9 protein-coding genes and 3 pseudogenes are annotated in these 18,868 nt (G+C 53.1%); 3 read left to right on the top strand and 9 right to left on the bottom strand.

What is annotated here, in order from left to right; translation table 11 throughout:
- Positions 1-879 (top strand): rhomboid family intramembrane serine protease (locus tag KT71_RS06825; RefSeq protein WP_023660456.1); only part of this gene is annotated, 879 nt, incomplete at its 5' end.
- A 68-nt stretch (positions 880-947) separates the two neighbouring features.
- Here KT71_RS06825 and KT71_RS21330 read toward each other — a convergent pair.
- Positions 948-1,097 (bottom strand): annotated as a pseudogene (locus KT71_RS21330) (hypothetical protein); the annotation flags it as partial.
- A 145-nt stretch (positions 1,098-1,242) separates the two neighbouring features.
- On the opposite strand from KT71_RS21330, the gene KT71_RS06815 reads away from it, so the two are divergent.
- A complete protein-coding gene (locus KT71_RS06815) occupies positions 1,243-2,406 on the top strand; it encodes a helix-turn-helix domain-containing protein (protein ID WP_023660454.1) in 1,164 nt (387 codons plus the stop codon).
- A gap of 405 nt (positions 2,407-2,811) precedes the next feature.
- Here the strand turns inward: KT71_RS06815 and KT71_RS20035 are convergent.
- Positions 2,812-2,988: pseudogene (locus KT71_RS20035) on the bottom strand (IS3 family transposase); the annotation flags it as partial.
- A gap of 60 nt (positions 2,989-3,048) precedes the next feature.
- Between KT71_RS20035 and KT71_RS06805 the strand changes: the two are divergent.
- Positions 3,049-4,196 (top strand): IS3-like element ISGpr2 family transposase gene (locus KT71_RS06805; RefSeq protein ID WP_169729177.1). Its coding sequence is split into 2 segments (ribosomal slippage): positions 3,049-3,286 and positions 3,286-4,196, totalling 1,149 coding nucleotides; the frame shifts between segments, so codons are not numbered across the junction.
- Between the two features lie 15 nt (positions 4,197-4,211).
- On the opposite strand, the pseudogene KT71_RS06800 reads toward KT71_RS06805, so the two are convergent.
- The 7 genes and pseudogenes from KT71_RS06800 to KT71_RS06765 form a co-directional block, all read right to left on the bottom strand.
- Positions 4,212-4,820 (bottom strand): annotated as a pseudogene (locus KT71_RS06800) (IS3 family transposase); the annotation flags it as partial.
- A gap of 105 nt (positions 4,821-4,925) precedes the next feature.
- Positions 4,926-5,072, bottom strand: a complete 147-nt coding sequence (locus KT71_RS20030; RefSeq protein ID WP_008296182.1) for a transposase — start codon at positions 5,070-5,072, stop codon at positions 4,926-4,928.
- Between the two features lie 327 nt (positions 5,073-5,399).
- Complete coding sequence (locus tag KT71_RS06790; protein WP_023660452.1) at positions 5,400-5,636, bottom strand: hypothetical protein; 237 nt, start codon at positions 5,634-5,636, stop codon at positions 5,400-5,402.
- Positions 5,630-6,640, bottom strand: a complete 1,011-nt coding sequence (locus KT71_RS19665) for an RHS repeat domain-containing protein (protein ID WP_008296183.1) — start codon at positions 6,638-6,640, stop codon at positions 5,630-5,632. Before KT71_RS19665 ends, KT71_RS06790 begins: the two co-directional genes overlap by 7 nt.
- A gap of 14 nt (positions 6,641-6,654) precedes the next feature.
- Positions 6,655-6,915, bottom strand: a complete 261-nt coding sequence (locus KT71_RS06780) for a hypothetical protein (RefSeq protein WP_008296184.1) — start codon at positions 6,913-6,915, stop codon at positions 6,655-6,657.
- Between the two features lie 535 nt (positions 6,916-7,450).
- Positions 7,451-8,401: an RHS repeat-associated core domain-containing protein gene (locus KT71_RS19660; protein ID WP_008296186.1), complete on the bottom strand. Its 951-nt coding sequence runs from the start codon at positions 8,399-8,401 to the stop codon at positions 7,451-7,453.
- Between the two features lie 14 nt (positions 8,402-8,415).
- Positions 8,416-18,819 (bottom strand): Ig-like domain-containing protein, encoded by a 10,404-nt coding sequence (locus KT71_RS06765; RefSeq protein WP_008296188.1) that lies wholly within the window; start codon positions 18,817-18,819, stop codon positions 8,416-8,418.
- Between the last annotated feature and the right edge of the window lie 49 nt (positions 18,820-18,868).

Genomic DNA, 18,868 nt, shown 5'->3' with positions numbered 1-18,868 from the left:
TGCGCCCCAAACACTGACAAATTTGTCTCGGTAATGGATAGCCCGCTTACGCGTGATCTCGCGATACTCTCTGACCGTCGATCCCGTAAAATCATGATTTGGTATTTCACAATCGTTGGCTTTTTCTTTACGTCTATCGCGGGATTTGTGAGCTTAAAATTGCTTATCCCGGTCCTGATCATGTATCTCACCGTGATCGGCTACCTTGTGTTCTCCGACATTCTGGCGCAAAGGCAAGAAAATTGGTTAACCAATAGAGCCAGATTCGTGAACTGGATTTCGATAGAGGCTACCCGTTTTTTATTAGAGAGCGCGCTCTTGATCACTCTCCTCGTATTGTTCCAAGGATGGGCGTCGGCACATTTTGGATCTATTGATGACGCTGTTTTGAACATTGGTTTGGTCTTTGCCTCCATCGACTTGAGCTTTGAAGGTCTATTCCGTTTGCTCATTGGTCCGTTTTTGCACAGTGGGCCTGCACACTCGATTGGCAATTTTATAGGGATCATCCTGGTCTTACCTATAGCCATGGTCTATTCGAGCGGTTGGGCTCTTTGTGTTTTTGTGGCGGGGACTTTGGTTGGCGGCGTGGTTTCTTACTACTTCTGGTCCATAGGGTCAATCGATCTGGACGGGTTTGTTGGCGTATCCGGGGGCATCTTTGCGTTGCTGGGATGGTTAGGCGCAATCCTGCATAAAAACGTCAGATTGGCGCCACTCGATATCTCTCCAGCGTTAGTCTCTATGGCTTTTTTCCTGATTTTAGTTTCCGAAGTGATCAATCCGAGTGCAGGTCTAGCGGCACACCTAGGCACGCTTATTTTTGGTGGTTTTTTGGGCGCGATTGCCCGCTCAGTACGCCCATTTAGACAGACTTGAATAAATGGAGGTTGGAGCAACGCCATCGTTGCCCCACTGTCGAGGTGATGCGCCATATGCTGCACGAAGGTAAAATCGGCTTTGGTCTTCGGCGCGAGTTTGCCGTAAGCGCTGAAGCGATCGTCGTTTTCATGAATAGCGCTGGCAGTGAACGCGGAGAACTTAAACAGGAGTTCGGTAGTATAAGTATTGTTTTTCCCGACCCGAACTTTGAGCAATGGGTGGACACGCCAGTCTGTCTAACTGAGATAAGAGATCTACAGGAAATAGGAGCACGATCCGCAATTGATCAAACTCAGGCAAGTCACCAACAAGTAGAGCCAACCCTGAAGCCAGGAGTAAAACAGGCGCGTCGGCTAGAAGATGCCAGCTAAAGGCGTCGACAACTTTGTTGGACAGAGGCTCGTCCAAGCAAAGAACGTACGAGGCCTATCTTCGCTAGCGCTGTCAGAGCTAATCGAGGTTTCGCAGAGCTCCATTTCGCTCTATGAGTCAGGAAAACAGAAACCTCGCCAAGAAGTCGTTGAGTCCCTTGCAACCGCTTTGCGTGTCCCAGTCAGTTATTTCTTCAAGCCAGCATCCGATTCCGAAACTAAAACACTTTTCTATCGATCAATGGCTGCAGCTACTAAAGCTTCTCGTGTTTTAGTAGAGGCTAAGTACTCTTGGGCGAGAGACCTGACTGAGTATGTCTTGGAATTCATTGATTTCCCCCCTGTAAACCTCCCTAGCTTCGACATTCCTGCCGATTTTAGGCAACTGGAGGTAAACCAAATTGAGTCGATCGCAAACGAGTTGAGAACCCACTGGAATTTGGGCAGCGCTCCCATTGCGGACGTGATTCGAACCCTTGAATCGAACGGAGTAATTGTCTGGAGAACATGCTTCGAATCCGAGAAGCTAGACGCTTTCTCAGAGAGCTGGAAGCCTCATCCTTTCGTGGTTCTCTCCACCGACAAAGACAACTATTTCCGATCGAGGTTTGATGCCGCTCATGAGTTGGGGCACCTCGTTTTGCATCAACAGGTCCAGAGGAAGCACCTAACTGATGCGTCTGACTACAAGCTACTCGAGAGCCAAGCTCATCGTTTTGCCGGGGCATTTCTGACGCCAGCGATAGCATATAGCAATGACCTGTACGACCTTAGCGTGGACGTTTTCCGTGCTCTAAAACCACGTTGGAATGTGACTATCGCGATGCAAATTATGCGTGCTCATCAGCTGGGACTGATAGATGAGGAGCAGAAACGCCGCCTTTATGTTGGCCTTTCGCGGCGGAAATGGAGAAAAAGAGAGCCTCTTGACGACACTGTCGAACCTGAGAAACCTAGCTTGTTAAAGAAGAGTGTCAAACTGCTTCTTGACGAAGAAGTCAAAACCAAGGAGCAGCTTATGGCAGAGATCAGCCTAAGCGGCGTCGATCTGGACATCCTCATCGATGAACCTGGTCTTTTCAGTGTTCAGGACGGACCAAGCCCAAAACTCCGCAACATTCAATCCAATATCATTCCTTTTCGCCGACAATGACTATCCTTGCCTTCTATGCCCGCAATACAAATATGGGCCTAGAGATGACTTACGTCTCCGATAAGTCTCGACAATGCGCCGCCGCTAACTCGATTTTCGACGCTCTTCGCCACCGATACAGGGATTCATACTAAATTAGTAGCTTGGCCGAAACACGATAGTCACCTTGGGCCCATTCCCATTTAGTACTAATTGATTCGTGGAACCCAGCGGTTCCGCTGCTAGAAGAGAAAACGCTCAGGAGTACGGTGGAAATCATGCATCAAAGCCGCCGGCCTTAGCGCCCTGTGCCGAGCAGAAGACAAATGGAGGCCCAACGGAGGTAAGCCTTTGTATATTAGACGGAAAATTGATCTGTACATATTGTCGCTGGGGCTACTCTTCCTATTCTTCTTCATCCTAACGGTCTTCTCGCGTCCGGTATCTCTTTCGGCGGATCTTTTCCTTTTTTAGGTTAGCAAAGAAGCTCTCAGCCACCGCATTGTCATGACAGTTACCCCGGCGACTCATACTCGGCTCGATGTTCAACGTCTTCAATAATCGTTGGCAGCGATGACCCGTATACTGGGACCCTTGGTCTGAATCGCCACCAGTTTGCTAGACACCTTTCAGCCATACAAAATGGCTATCAGAGAGGTGTTTATGAGCAACAAGCGTTACCCCGAAGAATTCAAGAGAGAAGCCGTTCGCCAGATCACGGATCGCGGCTACAGCGTGGCGGACGTGGCCAGTCGGCTGGGCGTGACGACGCACAGTCTGTATGCCTGGGTGAAGAAGTACGGGCCGGCTGCTGAGCAACATCGAGTGGAGGCTGATGATCAGGCCGAGATTCGTCGGCTACAAAAAGAGCTTAAGCGTGTCACGGAGGAGCGTGACATTCTAAAAAAAGCCGCGGCGTACTTCGCGAGCCAATCCGAGTGAGGTACGCTTTTATTCAATCCCATCGCCACCAGTTGCCGGTGCGGCATCTGTGTTCTTTGCTTAACGTTCACCCCAGCGGTTTCTATGCGTGGCGTCGACAGCCGCTATCGGCTCGCGGTTGTGAGGACAAGCGGCTCTCTGGCCTGATCAAGCAGTTCTGGCTCGAGTCCGGTGCTGTGTATGGCTATCGGAAGATCCATCGTGATTTGCATGAAATAGGCGAGTGTTGCGGCCCCAACCGTGTCCACCGTCTCATGAAAGACGCTGGAATCAGGGCGCAGGTTGGATATCGCAAGCCACGGCATAAGGTTGGCAAAGCGCATGATGTGACGCCTAACGTACTGCAGAGACAGTTTAATCCGGCTGCGCCGAACGAGCGATGGGCGACCGACATCACCCATATTCGGACCCACGAAGGCTGGTTGTACCTGGCCGTGGTCATCGACTTATTCTCGCGCCGGGTGATTGGCTGGTCGATGCAATCACGGATCACGAGCGATCTGGTTCTAGATGCCTTGTTGATGTCGGTGTGGCGTCGCAAGCCGGTGAGCAAGGTACTTGTTCATTCGGACCAGGGCAGTCAATACACAAGCTATGACTGGAGCGCGTTTCTACGCGCAAACGGCCTTGAGGGCAGTATGAGCAGACGCGGCAACTGCCATGACAACGCAGTCGCTGAAAGCTTCTTCCAGCTACTGAAACGCGAGCGCGTGAAGCGCAAGATATATCCGACCCGGCAGGATGCCCGGGCCGATATCTTTGACTATATCGAGATGTTCTACAACGTCAGACGCCGGCATGGCTCGAACAGCCTGCTGTCACCTGTAGACTACGAACAGCATCACGAAAAACAGCTGGAAAGTGTCTAGAGAACTGGTGGCGATTCAGTCTGAATGCAAACTCACCTTATCGCTTGGCCGTCGGCGCCAGTAGGCCATCGTTAACGCGTCAAGCACTAAGTCGTCAGTGATTCGGTTGGCCATCGACCAACCGACAATATTGCGTGCGAATAGCTCTATGACTACGGCTAGAAACAAAAAGCCCTCGTGCGTATGGATGTAGGTGATGTCGCTGACCCACCATTGATTGGGCCGCTCCACGTTGAATTGCCGATCGAGCGTATTCGGCGCGAGCGTGCTTGGCGTTCCGCTGTAGTAGCCTCTAGGCCGCTTGTATCCTCGCTCTGACCGTAAGCCTGCAGCGCGCATAAGGCGCAAAACACGGTCGCGGCCACAGATGATTTGAGCTTCTGTCATATCCAAGTGAGTATTGCGGTAACCCGAGTGACCACCGCTCTCCAGCCAGAACTGCTTGATATGACCGGTTAGGCTTCGATCTGTTTCAGCGCGCTCACTCACCGGTGCTGCCAGCCAACTGTAATAGCTGCTGGGATGCACTTCCAAAGCTCGACACAGTACCCGCACGGGATACGTCTCACTACGAGATTTTATGGACGTGTAGTTTTCTTTGACTCGCCGGCAAAGAACACGGCAGCTTCCTTTAAAATGTTTCTCTCTTGTTCGGCGCGTCGTAGATCACGTTTGAGACGAGCAACTTCTGCACGTAGGTCCGCTTCTTCTTCACGCTGAGCGGTGGGTTTACTGAACCTTTTTTATCCAGTCGTAAAGACTCTTGTTCGAGATACCCAGCCACTGGCTGACATCGAGCACTGTGTAGCCGTGCACGACGACCTGGTTTACGGCTTCTTGCTTGAACTCATCCGTGTATCGAATCCCTTTAGACATTGTCTACCTCTTGTGATCATCTATGATTTTTACCACAAAAAGTGTCGGGAAAACTCAGGCCGTATCAGATCAATGAGATCGGGGTATCGAGGATGTTGGCCACGATTAACCGATAATGACCAAGTGAATTTGTGTCGAAAAGAAAAAACCCAGCTGAATCCAACCGGGTTTTTTGTTTGAGCTCTACGGCGTAGTTTTTACACACCCTCAATCGTCGCCCTTTCATGTCTTTGAGACAAAAAGCGATAGAAATTGACGCACTTCAGAACGACATATCCGGATGATAAAACGGGCGGCGAAAAACCAAGACCATCACTTTGTCTCAAGCTAAGAATCCCCTCGACCTCTCTTCCAGAAAAACACTACCACGTTCCATGTGAGTAATATGCAGAACAATCCCAAACCTGCGCCCAAGCTAAAGAATTCCATACCACCTGAAAGCAAATCGAAACGCACGAATATTCGATACACGCCCTCCATCAGAGCACCAAGCAACAGTGCAGCCAAGCTCTCTGGCGCGACCAATAGTACAAAGAACATCAGGCCTTTTAGACGTATCAGCACGAATCTACTCCTGATTTGCAAGCTGCAGCTTGCGCTGCTCCTCCTGCGCCACTCACTGCGTTTCCGATCGCCTCACCTATGCCCACGGCTTTCGGTGCGGCCGAAGAGGTGTGTGCCGGACGAGTGGCTTCGTCTATGTGTTGGTAGAGGTTCTTGGTGCTTATAGGGATCTTACTCAGAGCTCTTGAGCGAGCAAGACTAATCGAAGCATCAAGGCCATCGCCGATAAGCGAACCTCCAAACCCACCGATAGCCCCCGTGGCAGCACCAATGCCAACACCAGCCGTCATCTCTCGACCATCGACGGCATTGTTTGCAGCCGTTACGGATGCCCCTAGAACGGCTCCCGCGGATGCATTGGCTCCCGCTCTTACCAGAACGTTACCAGTCAGGTTTGCGACTCCTCTTCCCAGACCAACACCCGTTGTGCCAGAAACACCAGAGATGGAAATTTTTCCCGCGCTCGACCAAGACAAAGATAGCTCACCGGTAATCGCCTGTCTTGCCGCCTCCAAACCAGCACCGACGAGGAACCCGAAGAGCGCAAAACGACCATCGGGATCGACGTACAAGTAAGGATTATTATTCGCATACGAATACCGATTAAATGAGAAGACACTACCTTCCTGAAACTCAACCGGATCAACGCTCAGAAATCGCCCCAAACTTGGGTCGTACCACCGCGCTCCAAAGTATGTAAGACCAGTATCAGCCTCATCGTACTTACCCGTGTAGAACTGCCGATTCTCCCAAGGTGAATTCGTCGACTCACAGGGGTTCACCGAGCAGTCCTGCTCACGACTTTCTTCTAATAAGCGTCCGCCGTAGGGCGCATAGGCCTCACGCCACTTCACCGCTCCCGTCTCATCCGTAGCCACCACCGGAGAACCGAGGGCGTCGTAGTGGTAATACGTGACCTCCTCTTGCTGAGCGGTGACCGCACCCGTCACAAAGAAAAGAGCTGGTCCCAGAACATGCAGGAGCGATTGGCTAAGAAGTCTCATCAAATTACTCCTATCTAGTCGGCCAGCGTGTAGTTGATGGTGAAGACCGGATGCCTCGACGCATTACCGTTGTTGCTGGAATAGTAGCCCAGGTAATCGTTAACGGCGTTGATTAGCTTTTGATCGTAGATCCAATTGATTCGGATTAGAGCTGTTGTGATCGCATTCCGCGCCAGCGGGAATTCTTCTTCCTCCCCGCTAGTGCTGGTTCGATCAAAAGCATCATTACCGAACTTTTTCTCTATGTTGGCGCGGAGTTGCGGATCGCTGGACATAGCATCGTGCAACTTGTTTCCAGCATTTCGATGGCCGGACCTAGACTTAGCGGCAGACTTCGTAAGGTCAGCAGAAAATCCGCCATCGAGGCCAGCAATTCTCTTTGTAACATCAGAGCACTCTGACGCTTACATTCCACTAACCCGCCGATTTCCTCAATATATTCAATACGTACACTTGCCATCTTCTCTGGTGTCCATTCATTCTACCGACCAAAACGCCTAGAGGCACGTTACACTACTTTAAGCTATCGATTAGTTTTCCTAACCCAGGAATCGCAGAGTCGATAACCGCTTTCGTTATCTCATCGGGCCTTTCGAGTTCTTTGTCAATAAGGTATGAATTTGCCGACTCTAAATCTGTGAGTTTGTCAGTGAACTTGCGATCCCATTCATCAGAGCATGACTCGAGCGAGTTTCTTAAAAATATAAGGTCTTCGATCAACTCACCCAACTCAAGACTGCCATTGAGGTATGACTTCAGTTGCCTTTGCATTTTTGCAATCTGCCTTGAGTCATATTTGCTACAGGCCATCTACCTCTTGCCCCTCATAACGGTAACGACTTTTTTAGCTTGAGAGACAACAGTTACATTGTTATCGGAATCAAAATGTCTGGTTCGGCCTGGTATCGGATCTGGAGATGACTTTCCTTGCTTGATAGCATTCTCTACCGACGATGGCATCACGCCTCGATTTTGCATTTGATCGAAGGCATGGCCCGAGTACTGTCGCCCAGCAACTTCTCCATCGGCGTTTCGTACTTTTTGGTAAGGCGCATTTTTGAGCTCGTAACCTTTACTGCCCTTGAAGCCTGTCGCAAGTCGCTCTCCGCCCTTTGTCACGTCACGTGCGCCGCGGATGGCTGAGCTTGCTCCAGCTGGCACAAACGGAAAAGCAGCCGCCACGCCGTCAACTAATACTCCGACGCCATCGAGCGCTGCTGCTCCGTAGTTCCCCGCCACTAAATTCGATGCGAGCGACCGCACGCCCAAAGCGACATTGAAAATATCCCAGGCTGTTTCTACAGCGCGGCCATCAGGGTCTACATACTTATACGGATTTCCGTTCGCGTAGGCATACCGGTTAAACGAGAAGACGCTGCTCTCCTGAAACTCAACCGGATCAACACTCAGAAATCGACCCAGACTCGGGTCGTACCAGCGCGCTCCAAAGTATGTAAGACCAGTATCAGCCTCATCGTACTTACCTGTGTAGAACTGCCGATTCTCCCAAGGTGAATTGGTCGACTCACAGGGGTTTACGGAGCAGTCCTGCTCACGACTTTCTTCCAATAAACGTCCGCCGTAGGGCGCATAGGCCTCACGCCACTTCACCGCTCCCGTCTCATCCGTAGCCAGCACCGGGGAACCGAGGGCGTCGTAGTGGTAATACGTGACCTCCTCTTGCTGAGCGGTGACCGCACCCGTCACAAAGAGAAGAGCTGACCCCAAAACATGCAGGAGCGATTGGCCAATAAATCTCATCAAATTACTCCTGCCTAGTCAGCTAGCGTGTAGTTGATAGTGAGGACCGGATGCCGGGACGCATCACCGTTGTTGCTGGAGTAGTAGCCCAGGTAATCGTTAGCGGCGTTGTCGTTGTCATCTTCGGCAAAAGCAAACCGCACTTGCAGTCGAGTCGCGCTCGACACGACGGCGCTTTCAATGACGCTTACACCGGTGGGCGTCAGCGTGACCACCGCAGGGTTGCCTTCCACAAAGGCGCCGGCGTCGACCACCGTTGCCGAGGATTGAAAGTCCTCACTCTCAAGTGCAGCACTACTGCCAAACACACCGCTGGTGACATCGACTTCGACAGTGCCGAGGGTACTCACATCTCCAATGTTCGAAGAGCCTGTGCGCACTAGCTGAAGCACCGCGTCTGAGATCAATACATCCACCGGAATCGATGAGGGATCGAAGCTAAGGAGCATTTTTAGCTGTCGGTCGCTGGAGTCGTCCCCAAAGCGCAAGGAGCGCTGGCCAGAGGCGCCGGCTGTGACCGCACCACCGACGTTCGACGTCTCGTTAGTTTCCCGCACATAACCATCCTCGGCAGCAATGCTGGTCAGCACAAGCTGCTCGATATCGCAGACGTTTCCAACACCATCGTTGTCGATATCAGTCTGGTTCGGATTGGGTATGCTCGGGCAGTTATCGGTGGCGTCGGTAATCCCATCGCTGTCTGTGTCAGCAACACTTTCGATGGTGATACTTGCGGTGTCGCTAGCGGCGTTGCTACCTGAGTCAGTGACCGAAGCCGTGAGGGTATGATTACCCACAGTCAGCGAACTGATGGACAAAGACGGTCCGCTGCCTAGCGGTCCATCAATATCTGAGCTCCAGCTAACACTGGAAGAAAGGTCTCCGTCTTCGGTATCCGTGGCTGATGCGACCAACGATACAGAAGACCCAAAGCTGACGGTGGGCGATCCAGCAGGGCTAGAAACAGACACAACCGGCGGCAGATCAGCTGGGGAGGTATCGTCAAGAATATACCGAACCGTCATCGTCGGTCGAAGCGAGGCATTACCCACATTACTGGCGTAAAAGCCCAATGAGTCTTGCGTGCTGTTGTCGTTGTCATCGACCGTGAAACCGAGCCTGACTTGCACCCGGCTCTCGCTGTTCAACAACGCAGCAACGACTGAACTGATCCCAGCAGTGTCAATCGAAACCGACGCAGGGTTGGCTGCGACAAATACGCCCACATCGGACGAGCTTGCGACCGCCTCGAAGTCTGAGATCTCGAGCGCCTCAGAGCCACCGAAAGATCCAGATTGCACATCGACTTGAACTATGCCGAGCGCACTCACGTCACCTCGATTAGAAGATGGATCGTCGCTGCCAATCAATTCAAGGCTCACCTCATTGATGATCGCATCGACAGGTATTGTCGCTATATCGAAGCTTAGGATGCTCTTGAACTGACGGTCAGAACCATCGTCGCCAATTCGAAGCGACTGACGCCCTGAACTCGTCGCCCATACACGGCCGCCCGTATTGGAACTTTCATTCTGCTCGCGAATGTACCCGTCGTCGGCTGCTACGCTCGTGAGAGTGATTTCCTCAATATCGCAGACGTTACCGACTCCGTCGGTGTCGCTATCGATCTGGTTGGGATTGGCAACCGCTGGGCAATTATCGACTCCATCTTCGATACCATCAGCGTCAGCGTCGGAACTGCCTGAATCAGGGACATTGGGATTGGTGCCACCTGCATACTCTTGGGCATTTGTCAGTCCGTCACTATCTGGATCGTCATTCCCGCCATAGCTGGCAATTCCTCCAAAGTTGTCGTACTCCCAGCCGTCTGGAAGGCCATCGGAATCGTCGTCGTCGGAATACAAGTAGATCGTGATAGAAACAACGTCGTTGCCCGACAAGCCGCCGCCATCAATCACGGCGCCGGTAATCGTGTGCACCCCGGTTGAAAGAGTGGAGGTTGCCAAGCTAGCCGCTGCTCCCAGGAATCCATCTCGGTTTGACGTCCAGCTGATGGAGGCCGAAAGATCACCTTCTTCGGAGTCAGTCGCCGTTCCTGTCAAGATCACAGAAGTACCGGCAAGCGCGGCATCTCCGTTAGCCGGTGATGTAACTAGAAGGCTGGGTGCGGTGTTGGGCACCCCTTCAATGTCAATCAGGATCGACTCCACGACCACGTTAGTGCCACTGTCAGTAACAGATGCCGTAATCGTGTGGACACCTTCGCCTAAAGACGACAAGCTCAAGGGACTGCCAGAGCCCAGTTCGCCGTCGACACTTGAAGACCAAGCGATCGATCCACTGAGCGGTCCATCCTCCGGATCTGACGCCGTGCCGGTGAAGGCGATGCTCGTCCCAACAATGAATGATGCGTCATTAAGCGGAGAGTCAATGCTGACACTTGGTGGCTGATCGGCAGCCGCGACGGTAAAGCTCACCGTGTCAGACTCAATGTTCGAACCGGAATCGGTCACTGACGCCGTAAGCGTATGATCACCCTCCGTGAGTGAACTCACAGAAAGCGAGCCGCCCACACCAATCACCCCATTGATAGACGACGTCCACTCAACGTCGGAAGCCAAGTCCCCGTCCTCAGGATCCGTAGCAATAACCGCCAGACCTATAGCTATTCCTGCGACAAAGGGTTCTCCCTCTACTGGCGAAGTGATTTGGATCGTCGGCGGTTGGTCTACGGCAGGGTCAATCGTGATGGAAACATTAGCCAACGCGCTATTACTTCCACTGTCTGTCACCGTAGCGGTGATGCCGTGCGCTCCCTCACTCATCGAAGAAACAGTGACCGAACCGCCAGCACCCAAGGGGCCGTCGAGACTCGATGACCATGTCACGCCACTCGACAGGTCTCCATCCTCAGGGTCGGTTGCGCTGGCCGTCAACGTGACGTCGTTGCCAGCAGTAAAGGTGGCCCCATCGACGGGAGATGAGATGCTAACTTGAGGACTTGCATCAACCGTGTTCATCACCTGAACGTGGGAGACAGTCGCTACGCGATTCGAATTGCTGTCGATTGACTCTGCATAAATCACGTGCGATCCGAGGCTCAAACTCGGCACTACGATTGACGAGCCCTGACCGAAATAGCCGTCGATGTTGGAGGACCAGTAGACAGTTGAGGAAATGTCACCATCCTCAGCATCAATCGACGTAGCTGCCAGCGTGACTGGAGTACCCGCTGCCACGGAGGACCCACTCGCCGGAGAAGTTATCGAAACCACTGGTAGAGACTGGTTTGCGCCCATAACAGTCACACGAACCGTTCGACTGTCTGTATTTCCGTCGCTGTCCGTAATCGTTGCCACCAGCGTATACAACGCAGGGAACGCGGTTGAAGTGTCGAAGATCACTTCTGACCCGGTTCCGAAAGACTGACCAAATGTGGACGTCCACACGATGTCGGACGAGATGTCACCGTCCTCTAGATCGGTCGCGGTACCGACCAGTGAGAGGGAGGAACCCAGGGTGACCCGGAAATTGTTCAGCGGGAAGTTGATTACAACGTCAGGGGCTTCATTCGTCGCATTGACCGTGAGCTGCACCAACTCGTCTACGGTGTTCGTGTCAGAATCTGTCACGCTCGCAGCGAGGGTATGAACACCGGCGGAGAGACTGGTCACTGACAAGCTAGCGCCTGTACCGAGCGGTCCATCAAGATCAGAAGACCAACTCAACCCGCCAGAAATGTCGCCATCCTCAGCGTCTGTGGCAGAAGCCGCTAACGTCGCTTGTGAACCAAACTGAATGGAAGAACCGTCCACGGGGCTTGAGATTGCGACCACCGGCAATTCGTTTGTGCCGGGGCTTACCGTCACGGTGACCGTTTGCATCGCTTCGTTGGCAGCACTATCTACTACGGTGGCGACGATCACGTGACTGCCTTCGGTCAGCGTCGAAACGCTAAGCGATGAGCCGACGCCTAAATCGCCATCCAGACTGGATATCCAAGCAACATTGCTCGAAACATCGCCATCCTCAGTATCTGTCGCAGTCGCCGCGAGCGTGATGGGGGAGCCTAGTATGGTGGTGCTGCTCTCCAGCGGCGAAGTAATGCTGAGAGTCAGTGACCCATCACTAATCGGGGAGTCCACAGCAATCGTCAGAAGACGTGAAGTGCTTTTGCCAGAGTCGTCCGTAGCCGCAAGCACAAACTGAAGGTCGGTTGGCGTATCAGGCGCCAGGAAGCTGGTCTGGGCGCTCAGCGGATCATCGACGTTTACTTCAACAGTAAAGTCTGGCCCATAAAGCAGTTGAGTCCATTCATGGCTGACGATACTCCCTGAAAGCGCATATGATGACGCGCCATCAAGACTAACCGTTGTGTATGGGAGTACACGTGAAGGGCTGCTGATAACAGGCACCGGTCCATCTCTCGTCGTCCTAGACTCGACGATATCGCCCGTGTCGAGAGCCCAGAATACGGTTGTCTCTCCTGCGAGCGAAGAAAACACTGACGTCGGCGCTTTACTGGTAGACCCACTTTGTGCATCGACTAGTACGCGACGCCAAGCGCCATCGTGGGGATCGAGGCGAGAGTCTGTTCTTACCATGAGCGGCGCATCTGCGGAATCTGCGGGTACACTGAAGGCCGCACCGGCTAACGAGATGCCTGCAATCTCACCATTGATAGCGGCAGCGCTAGAAAATGGCAGCTGCTGAGACACAGACCAATTCGCATCACCTGAGTTACGAGTGACATAGTCATCACCCCACGACATGAGCCACCGCCCGTCATAGGAAACGCTAATTTGCGCACCATCGCCAAGATCATCAAAATTCTTATCTGCTGCGTACCACCAGATGGGCCCGGTTAACAGCTGTGATGCACCTGATCCAAAATTGTAGGACAAGCTCTGCAACGACGTGCTATCTCCGTCCAGCCACAGCACAACCACTTCACCATCGTTATCGATCGCAACACCTCGGGCTGCTGTATAGTGATCGTTTCCGCCTGTGTCATGGCTCCCGTATTTAATTTCTTCAACGGTCGTCGCCGCAGACCATCCTGAGACTGGGTCCCAGAATGCTAGCCATGTGTCAAAAGTGTCTGTCGCGCTGTCGTATCCGGGCGCGTGATTCTGCTTGCGCGTCCATGCCACAGCGAGTTGGCCGGCGTCGTTAACGGCGCAAAACTGCCCCAAAACCTCGCCGTACGCTTCGTTGGGATCAAGCTCTTCCTGCTCGAAGAGCCATCCTGAGGAGGATTCAAATACGTTGTACCGTGCTTGGGGCACCGCACTCAGCGGAGAACTTGGCGTCAACCTGAGGTTGGAGTCTTGCATGGAACACAGGTGCGCTCTTCCTTGGCCGTCAAACATCACGTCCGTAATCGAATCAAAGCCAAAGTTACCGTTTGCCTGGTTGGCCTCCGGTGAAACCGTAAGCCGTGGACCAAAGGACCCGCCAGCTGATCTGAACCTAGAGAAAGCCGGTTCAAAGCCACCCAAAAGCGCATTTGTGCTATCAATCCATGTAACAATCACATCGCCCGCGCCAGAGATAGCCGCATTGAGGTCGGGATAGTAGTTGCTACTGGTATCGATGACTTCACCCGCGTCCCAACCAGTACTAGGCGCATATTGGTGGACCACGATGTTGTAGCTACCGGCACCCCCGGTGACGGTGGCGAGCACTTTCTCGCCAGCCGCATTCGCTTTGATGGTGGTGCGGCCGAGCTGAAAAATGCTTCTTGGAATCGGAAGGGGAGAAGGGAGGCCGAAAGCCGTGTCCGCCGGTGCAAGCACCAATTCACCGGAACTATCCAACAAGCCCGATGCGCCATGCTGCTCCACCCGGTAACCGTAGTCCGTTTGGTTCGCCAGCCCATCGTGGAGGAAAAATGTCGTCGTGACGTCGTCGATCAGCGGCCACGTTGTTGAGCTGGAGGACGTATCCGTAGAACCGAAGATGCGGAAAGACGTAGCGTCAATATGAGGCTGCCATGTCAGTCCAATTCGCCCGTCACCGGGATGAGCACTGTACTCAAGTGGTGGATTCGCGACATTAGGGTCGGTGCCCGCACGAAGCTCATCAGCGTTACTGACCCCATCAGAGTCTGGGTCGCCAGCGGGAGACGCAGCGGTGTTTGAGGAAAAGTTGGAAAACTCCCAAGCATCGCTCAGCCCATCACCGTCTTCATCATCTCGGAACGAGTACCAAGTTACAGAAACAGTATCAGACGCAGACAAGCCGCCCTCATCGGTAACCGTCAGTGTGAAGACCCTGGCTTCAGTGTCGTTGTCGCCGGCGATGGGGCTGTTATTCCATGGCGTGTGCGCCGTGAGCACAGAACTATCAGCGCTCGGAGTTGCGCCAGACAATGCATCCCAAGAGTAGGAGACAGATCCTTCTGCATCCGACGAGCCCGTGCCATCAGCTAAGAGATCCTCACCGAATACGCCGAAAAGATCGGGGCCTGCGTTTGCGACGGGCGGCGAGTTCGCAGCAACAATTTGAACCGTTAGCTCACCGACAGTTGATGTACCTCGGTCATCCGTTGCCGTGATCCTAAAGACGACACTCGCGCCGCCTGAGCTCGCCGGTGCAGTAAAAGAAATGGTTCCGGCAGAATCATCGTCTATGATGCCCACTGGGCCGCTAATCTGCTCCCAGTCCCAGTTCACCAACTCTCCGTCTGAGTCGCTCAATGGGGCCGTGATAGCCAACGAGGTGCCCTCAAGGATCGAAAGGTTCGTTGAAGTATCAAACACAGGGGGTGCATTCAACTTAGACGAGGCGATCATCTGCCGCCCGACATAGAAATACTCGTGACCGTAGTCTGGGCCGTCCTGTGAGTATTCGCCAATCAGCAATCCCTGCTGCGAATAAGCAAAGTCGACGTAGTCAGTTGGATCATTGATCGCGCTTCTTCTGGCGCGATGACCTGCACCGTCATAATCAGCGGTGAAGCTCCCGGGGCCAACAAGGCCTGTTGCACCGCCAGTATTGCTACGACCAATCGTCGCAGTGATCAATTGGTTCGCATCGTTGAACGTATACCGGTCGTCTTTGAAAACGTTGAGCGGCTGACCTTGGGTATCGAATGTCGCCTCAGTGAGCCCCGATAGATTACCCAGAGTATCGTACGAATAGATTTGCTTCTTCGCATCTACGCTGTTAACCGTCTCAAACAGCCGCTGCGCCGAGTTCGTGTGCGTGAGTGAGCGGCCGTTCTTCGGGTCAGCCTTACTAACAAGATTGTTTAAGGCGTCGTAGCTATATGAGGCTCCACCCCAAGACCCGCTCGTAAAAAGAAGCCGGTTGAGCCCGTCATACGTCATTACACGATCATTGGCAGACGAGACAAGGTCGGAAATTGCCGTAACATTGCCTGCGTTGTCATAAACATAGTTAAGCGACGACAACGCCCCCGTGATTATGGAGTCCACGCGAAGCCGGTTGTCGAGCGTGAAGACAGTTTCTAAGCCGTTCTGGTAGGTGAGGCGCTCAGGCGCACCACTCGGAAAGTAATCCACGGCCGTCACATAAGGGGTGGCTTCAGAAGGGCGACCTAGAGCATCGGGAGAATAGGTGACGGTGCGACCCGATGGATAGTCGGTCCGGAGTAAGTGATCCAGACTGTTATGCACATAGTCAATCGGGTAGGCCGTTGAACCGACCGTCACAGTCTCTGAGGTTAGATTCCCATTGGCGTCGTACCCGTAAGATCGCGTCGTCAACGCATTGGTAACACTGGTTACGTTCCCGTCGGCGTCGTACAGGTAACCAACGTCTATTGTGTCATCGACATAGTCGACATTGGAGAGACGATTCAGCTCGTCGTATGAGTACCCAACCGCGATGCCACCCACTGTTTTAGAAGTCATGTTCCCGATTGCGTCACGACCGTAAGTCGTCAGGCCAACGCCGAACGGCCGATCAATGCTGACGAGGAATTCGCGAGAATCGTAGCTGTAGATTTCGGAAAAACCGGAGATAGGGCCATAGTTCACGGAGCTACCCTGCGAAACGGAAATGATTTTTCCGTTGACATCTCGTCTAACCTGAACCGCGACTTCCTCGGGGTAATAGATCTCGAGCGGGTAGCTTATGCTGTTGCCCAAGTACATCATCCGCGTCAGCGTCAGCTTGTTGTTTTCATCCCTCGTTTCCACGGAGTGGCCACCGTCCGGGGTGAAAGCTTGGTAGCTATATGACGTAGAGGTGCTATCAGCATTGACCTGTGAGGTCACGCGACCGAGCGTGTCGAAAGCCCATGTGGTCCCCGCTACTGAGTTAGGGTTAGATTGAGACACTTGGCGGCCAAACACGTCATACCCGCTTGTGACATCAATCTGGTCACCACTAACGGTGTCCTCTCGACGAACCAAGGTCTGCTGACCAAAACCATCCCAGGTCACCCTTTCTCGGAACGCACCACGCGAAAGCGTTTTGCTTGTTGCGGTGTACGTAACGGTGACATCGTCGCCGATAGGGAAGTCGATCCCCGTCACCCGGTTCAGGTCGTCATAAAAAAAGGACGTCGTGTAGCCGCGCGCGGAGGTTTCAGAGGCAGTCGTACCTGTGGGATTGACCACTCGAGTCATAGACGTGAGATCTGGGTAGGCCTCCGCTTGGGGCGAGCCACGATAGTAGTTCGCCAGCGTCGTCGTGTGATTACGGGCATTCGTGATCGTTGCGACATCACCTGACCCTGTGTAGCTATAAGACGTCGCCACCCCGTAGCGCGTCTCGGTCAAAACGCGTCCTTGTGGATTGTAGCTCCAGCTAAGCGTGCCCCGATTATTTGCCCCCTCAACAGATGATTCCTGCGTCGGCAGCCCGATCAGCCAATTTGTCGTGTCGTTAAGGTACGAGTGTGTCGTGACCTTATGATCGTCATCCGTATTTTCTACACCCAGGGTGCGAAATAGCATCGTCTGTCCAACATTTCCATAAATGTCGTAACCGGTGAATGTCTCCGTAGACTGAACTCCGTCCGTAAGCACTTGCACCTCCGAAGTCACAGGCACTCGAACCTCGGAGTCGGACAGTGCGGTGAGCAGCCCAGACTTGAAGACCTGATCAGAGATAACACGCCAGCTCAGACCATATTCAACTGCCCTCATCGCCGACAAATCGGATCCGTTGAAGAATTCATGTTTCAAGCGGTGTCCAATTTGATAAAGGACGTCATTTAGGCCCACTACGGACCAATAACCATAGTGATAGGCCTTCTCCGAGCCGTCCGGCGTCACAATGACAGTCTCATCGACCATTCGTCCAGCATTGCCAGACCACCGCGGACCTAAGGATGATGCATCGACCGAACCGTAGTTGAATTGATAACTCCAAGTTCCCGTCGCTCCGCCAGGAGTCGACTTTGTTTTTGAGTCGATTGCAACGACGCGAAAATCAGGGTTCGGCTGATAGGGCTGAACCTCTTGGTAGGTGTATGTGGTTTCGCCGCCTGCTGGCGTAGTCGCTTTTGTGAGTCTGTCGGCGCTCGCATTGCCCGATGCACCGTACTCATAGACCCAATCTTCGCCGTCGGGTCTAACCACACTCGTCAACAAGTAATTCTGGGCGAATCCCCACCCCGTTTCGGGTGCGCTACCGACGAGCTGATGGTTGTATTGCCAAACCTGGCCGTTGGCAGTGATTAGTGCCAGACGAGCACTTACGTCAGCACTTGATACGGGTGCATCCGATGGGTTTTCGTATGAGTAAACAACCTGCCTGCCATCTGACGCATCGATTTGAGTCAGTAGCTTCATCCCGTTTTGGATTTCGAGATAGGTGAAATCCAAAGTGTTGCCATAGGTGTCCTCAATGCGATCCGTAAAGAACGTCTCTACAAACGGTGCAGGCTCACCCTGAGGGCCGTCCTCGCCCTGTATGTAGGCCCGTTCTCGCATGTAGTACTGCGTGCCATCTGGTGCCGTGGCAACAAACCCCAGCAAATAGTTGTTCGGATCAACGCAGTCGACCCGCCAGTTGGATTTGGTAATGAATGTCCCATCAGCCAACGCTTTGCTGTGTACCAAGAGTTCACGACCTCCTGTCGCGAATTCGATTGCCGGATTGTTAGAAGTGTTACCGGTAGGTATAGGGCCCGCTGTACACAGCATGCTGGCGCCTGATGAAGCGGTGATGCGACCAAAGTGCATAGTCCATCCGTATCCATACGGGTTTTGATAGGACGGCGCACTTTGCGGGAGGTTATAAAAGCGGGTGATGTCGATGTTGAGACCACCATTTCCAGGAATCGAGATGTCAACATATTGACGCTGCACATTCCCGCTGAACAGATTGATACTCTCATTGGGTTCAGGCGATGGGGACAGGTTTGTTCGGTCGAGCCCAGACTCCTTGTAAAAATCTCTAAACCCCTCTTCGCCAATCACCTGTTGAGCGAAAACCAAAAAAGCAAGTGCTGTAAGTGCGACGCGTGCTGTAAGCATTGCGGATGACCCCAGGTAACGGTATCAATAAGCGACAGCGATAAGGGTC

Origin of the sequence: Congregibacter litoralis KT71 (assembly GCF_000153125.2) — a bacterium.
GTDB lineage: Bacteria > Pseudomonadota > Gammaproteobacteria > Pseudomonadales > Halieaceae > Congregibacter > Congregibacter litoralis.
Note: the sequence above shows the minus strand (reverse complement) of the source record. Positions and strands in the feature narration are given on the sequence as shown.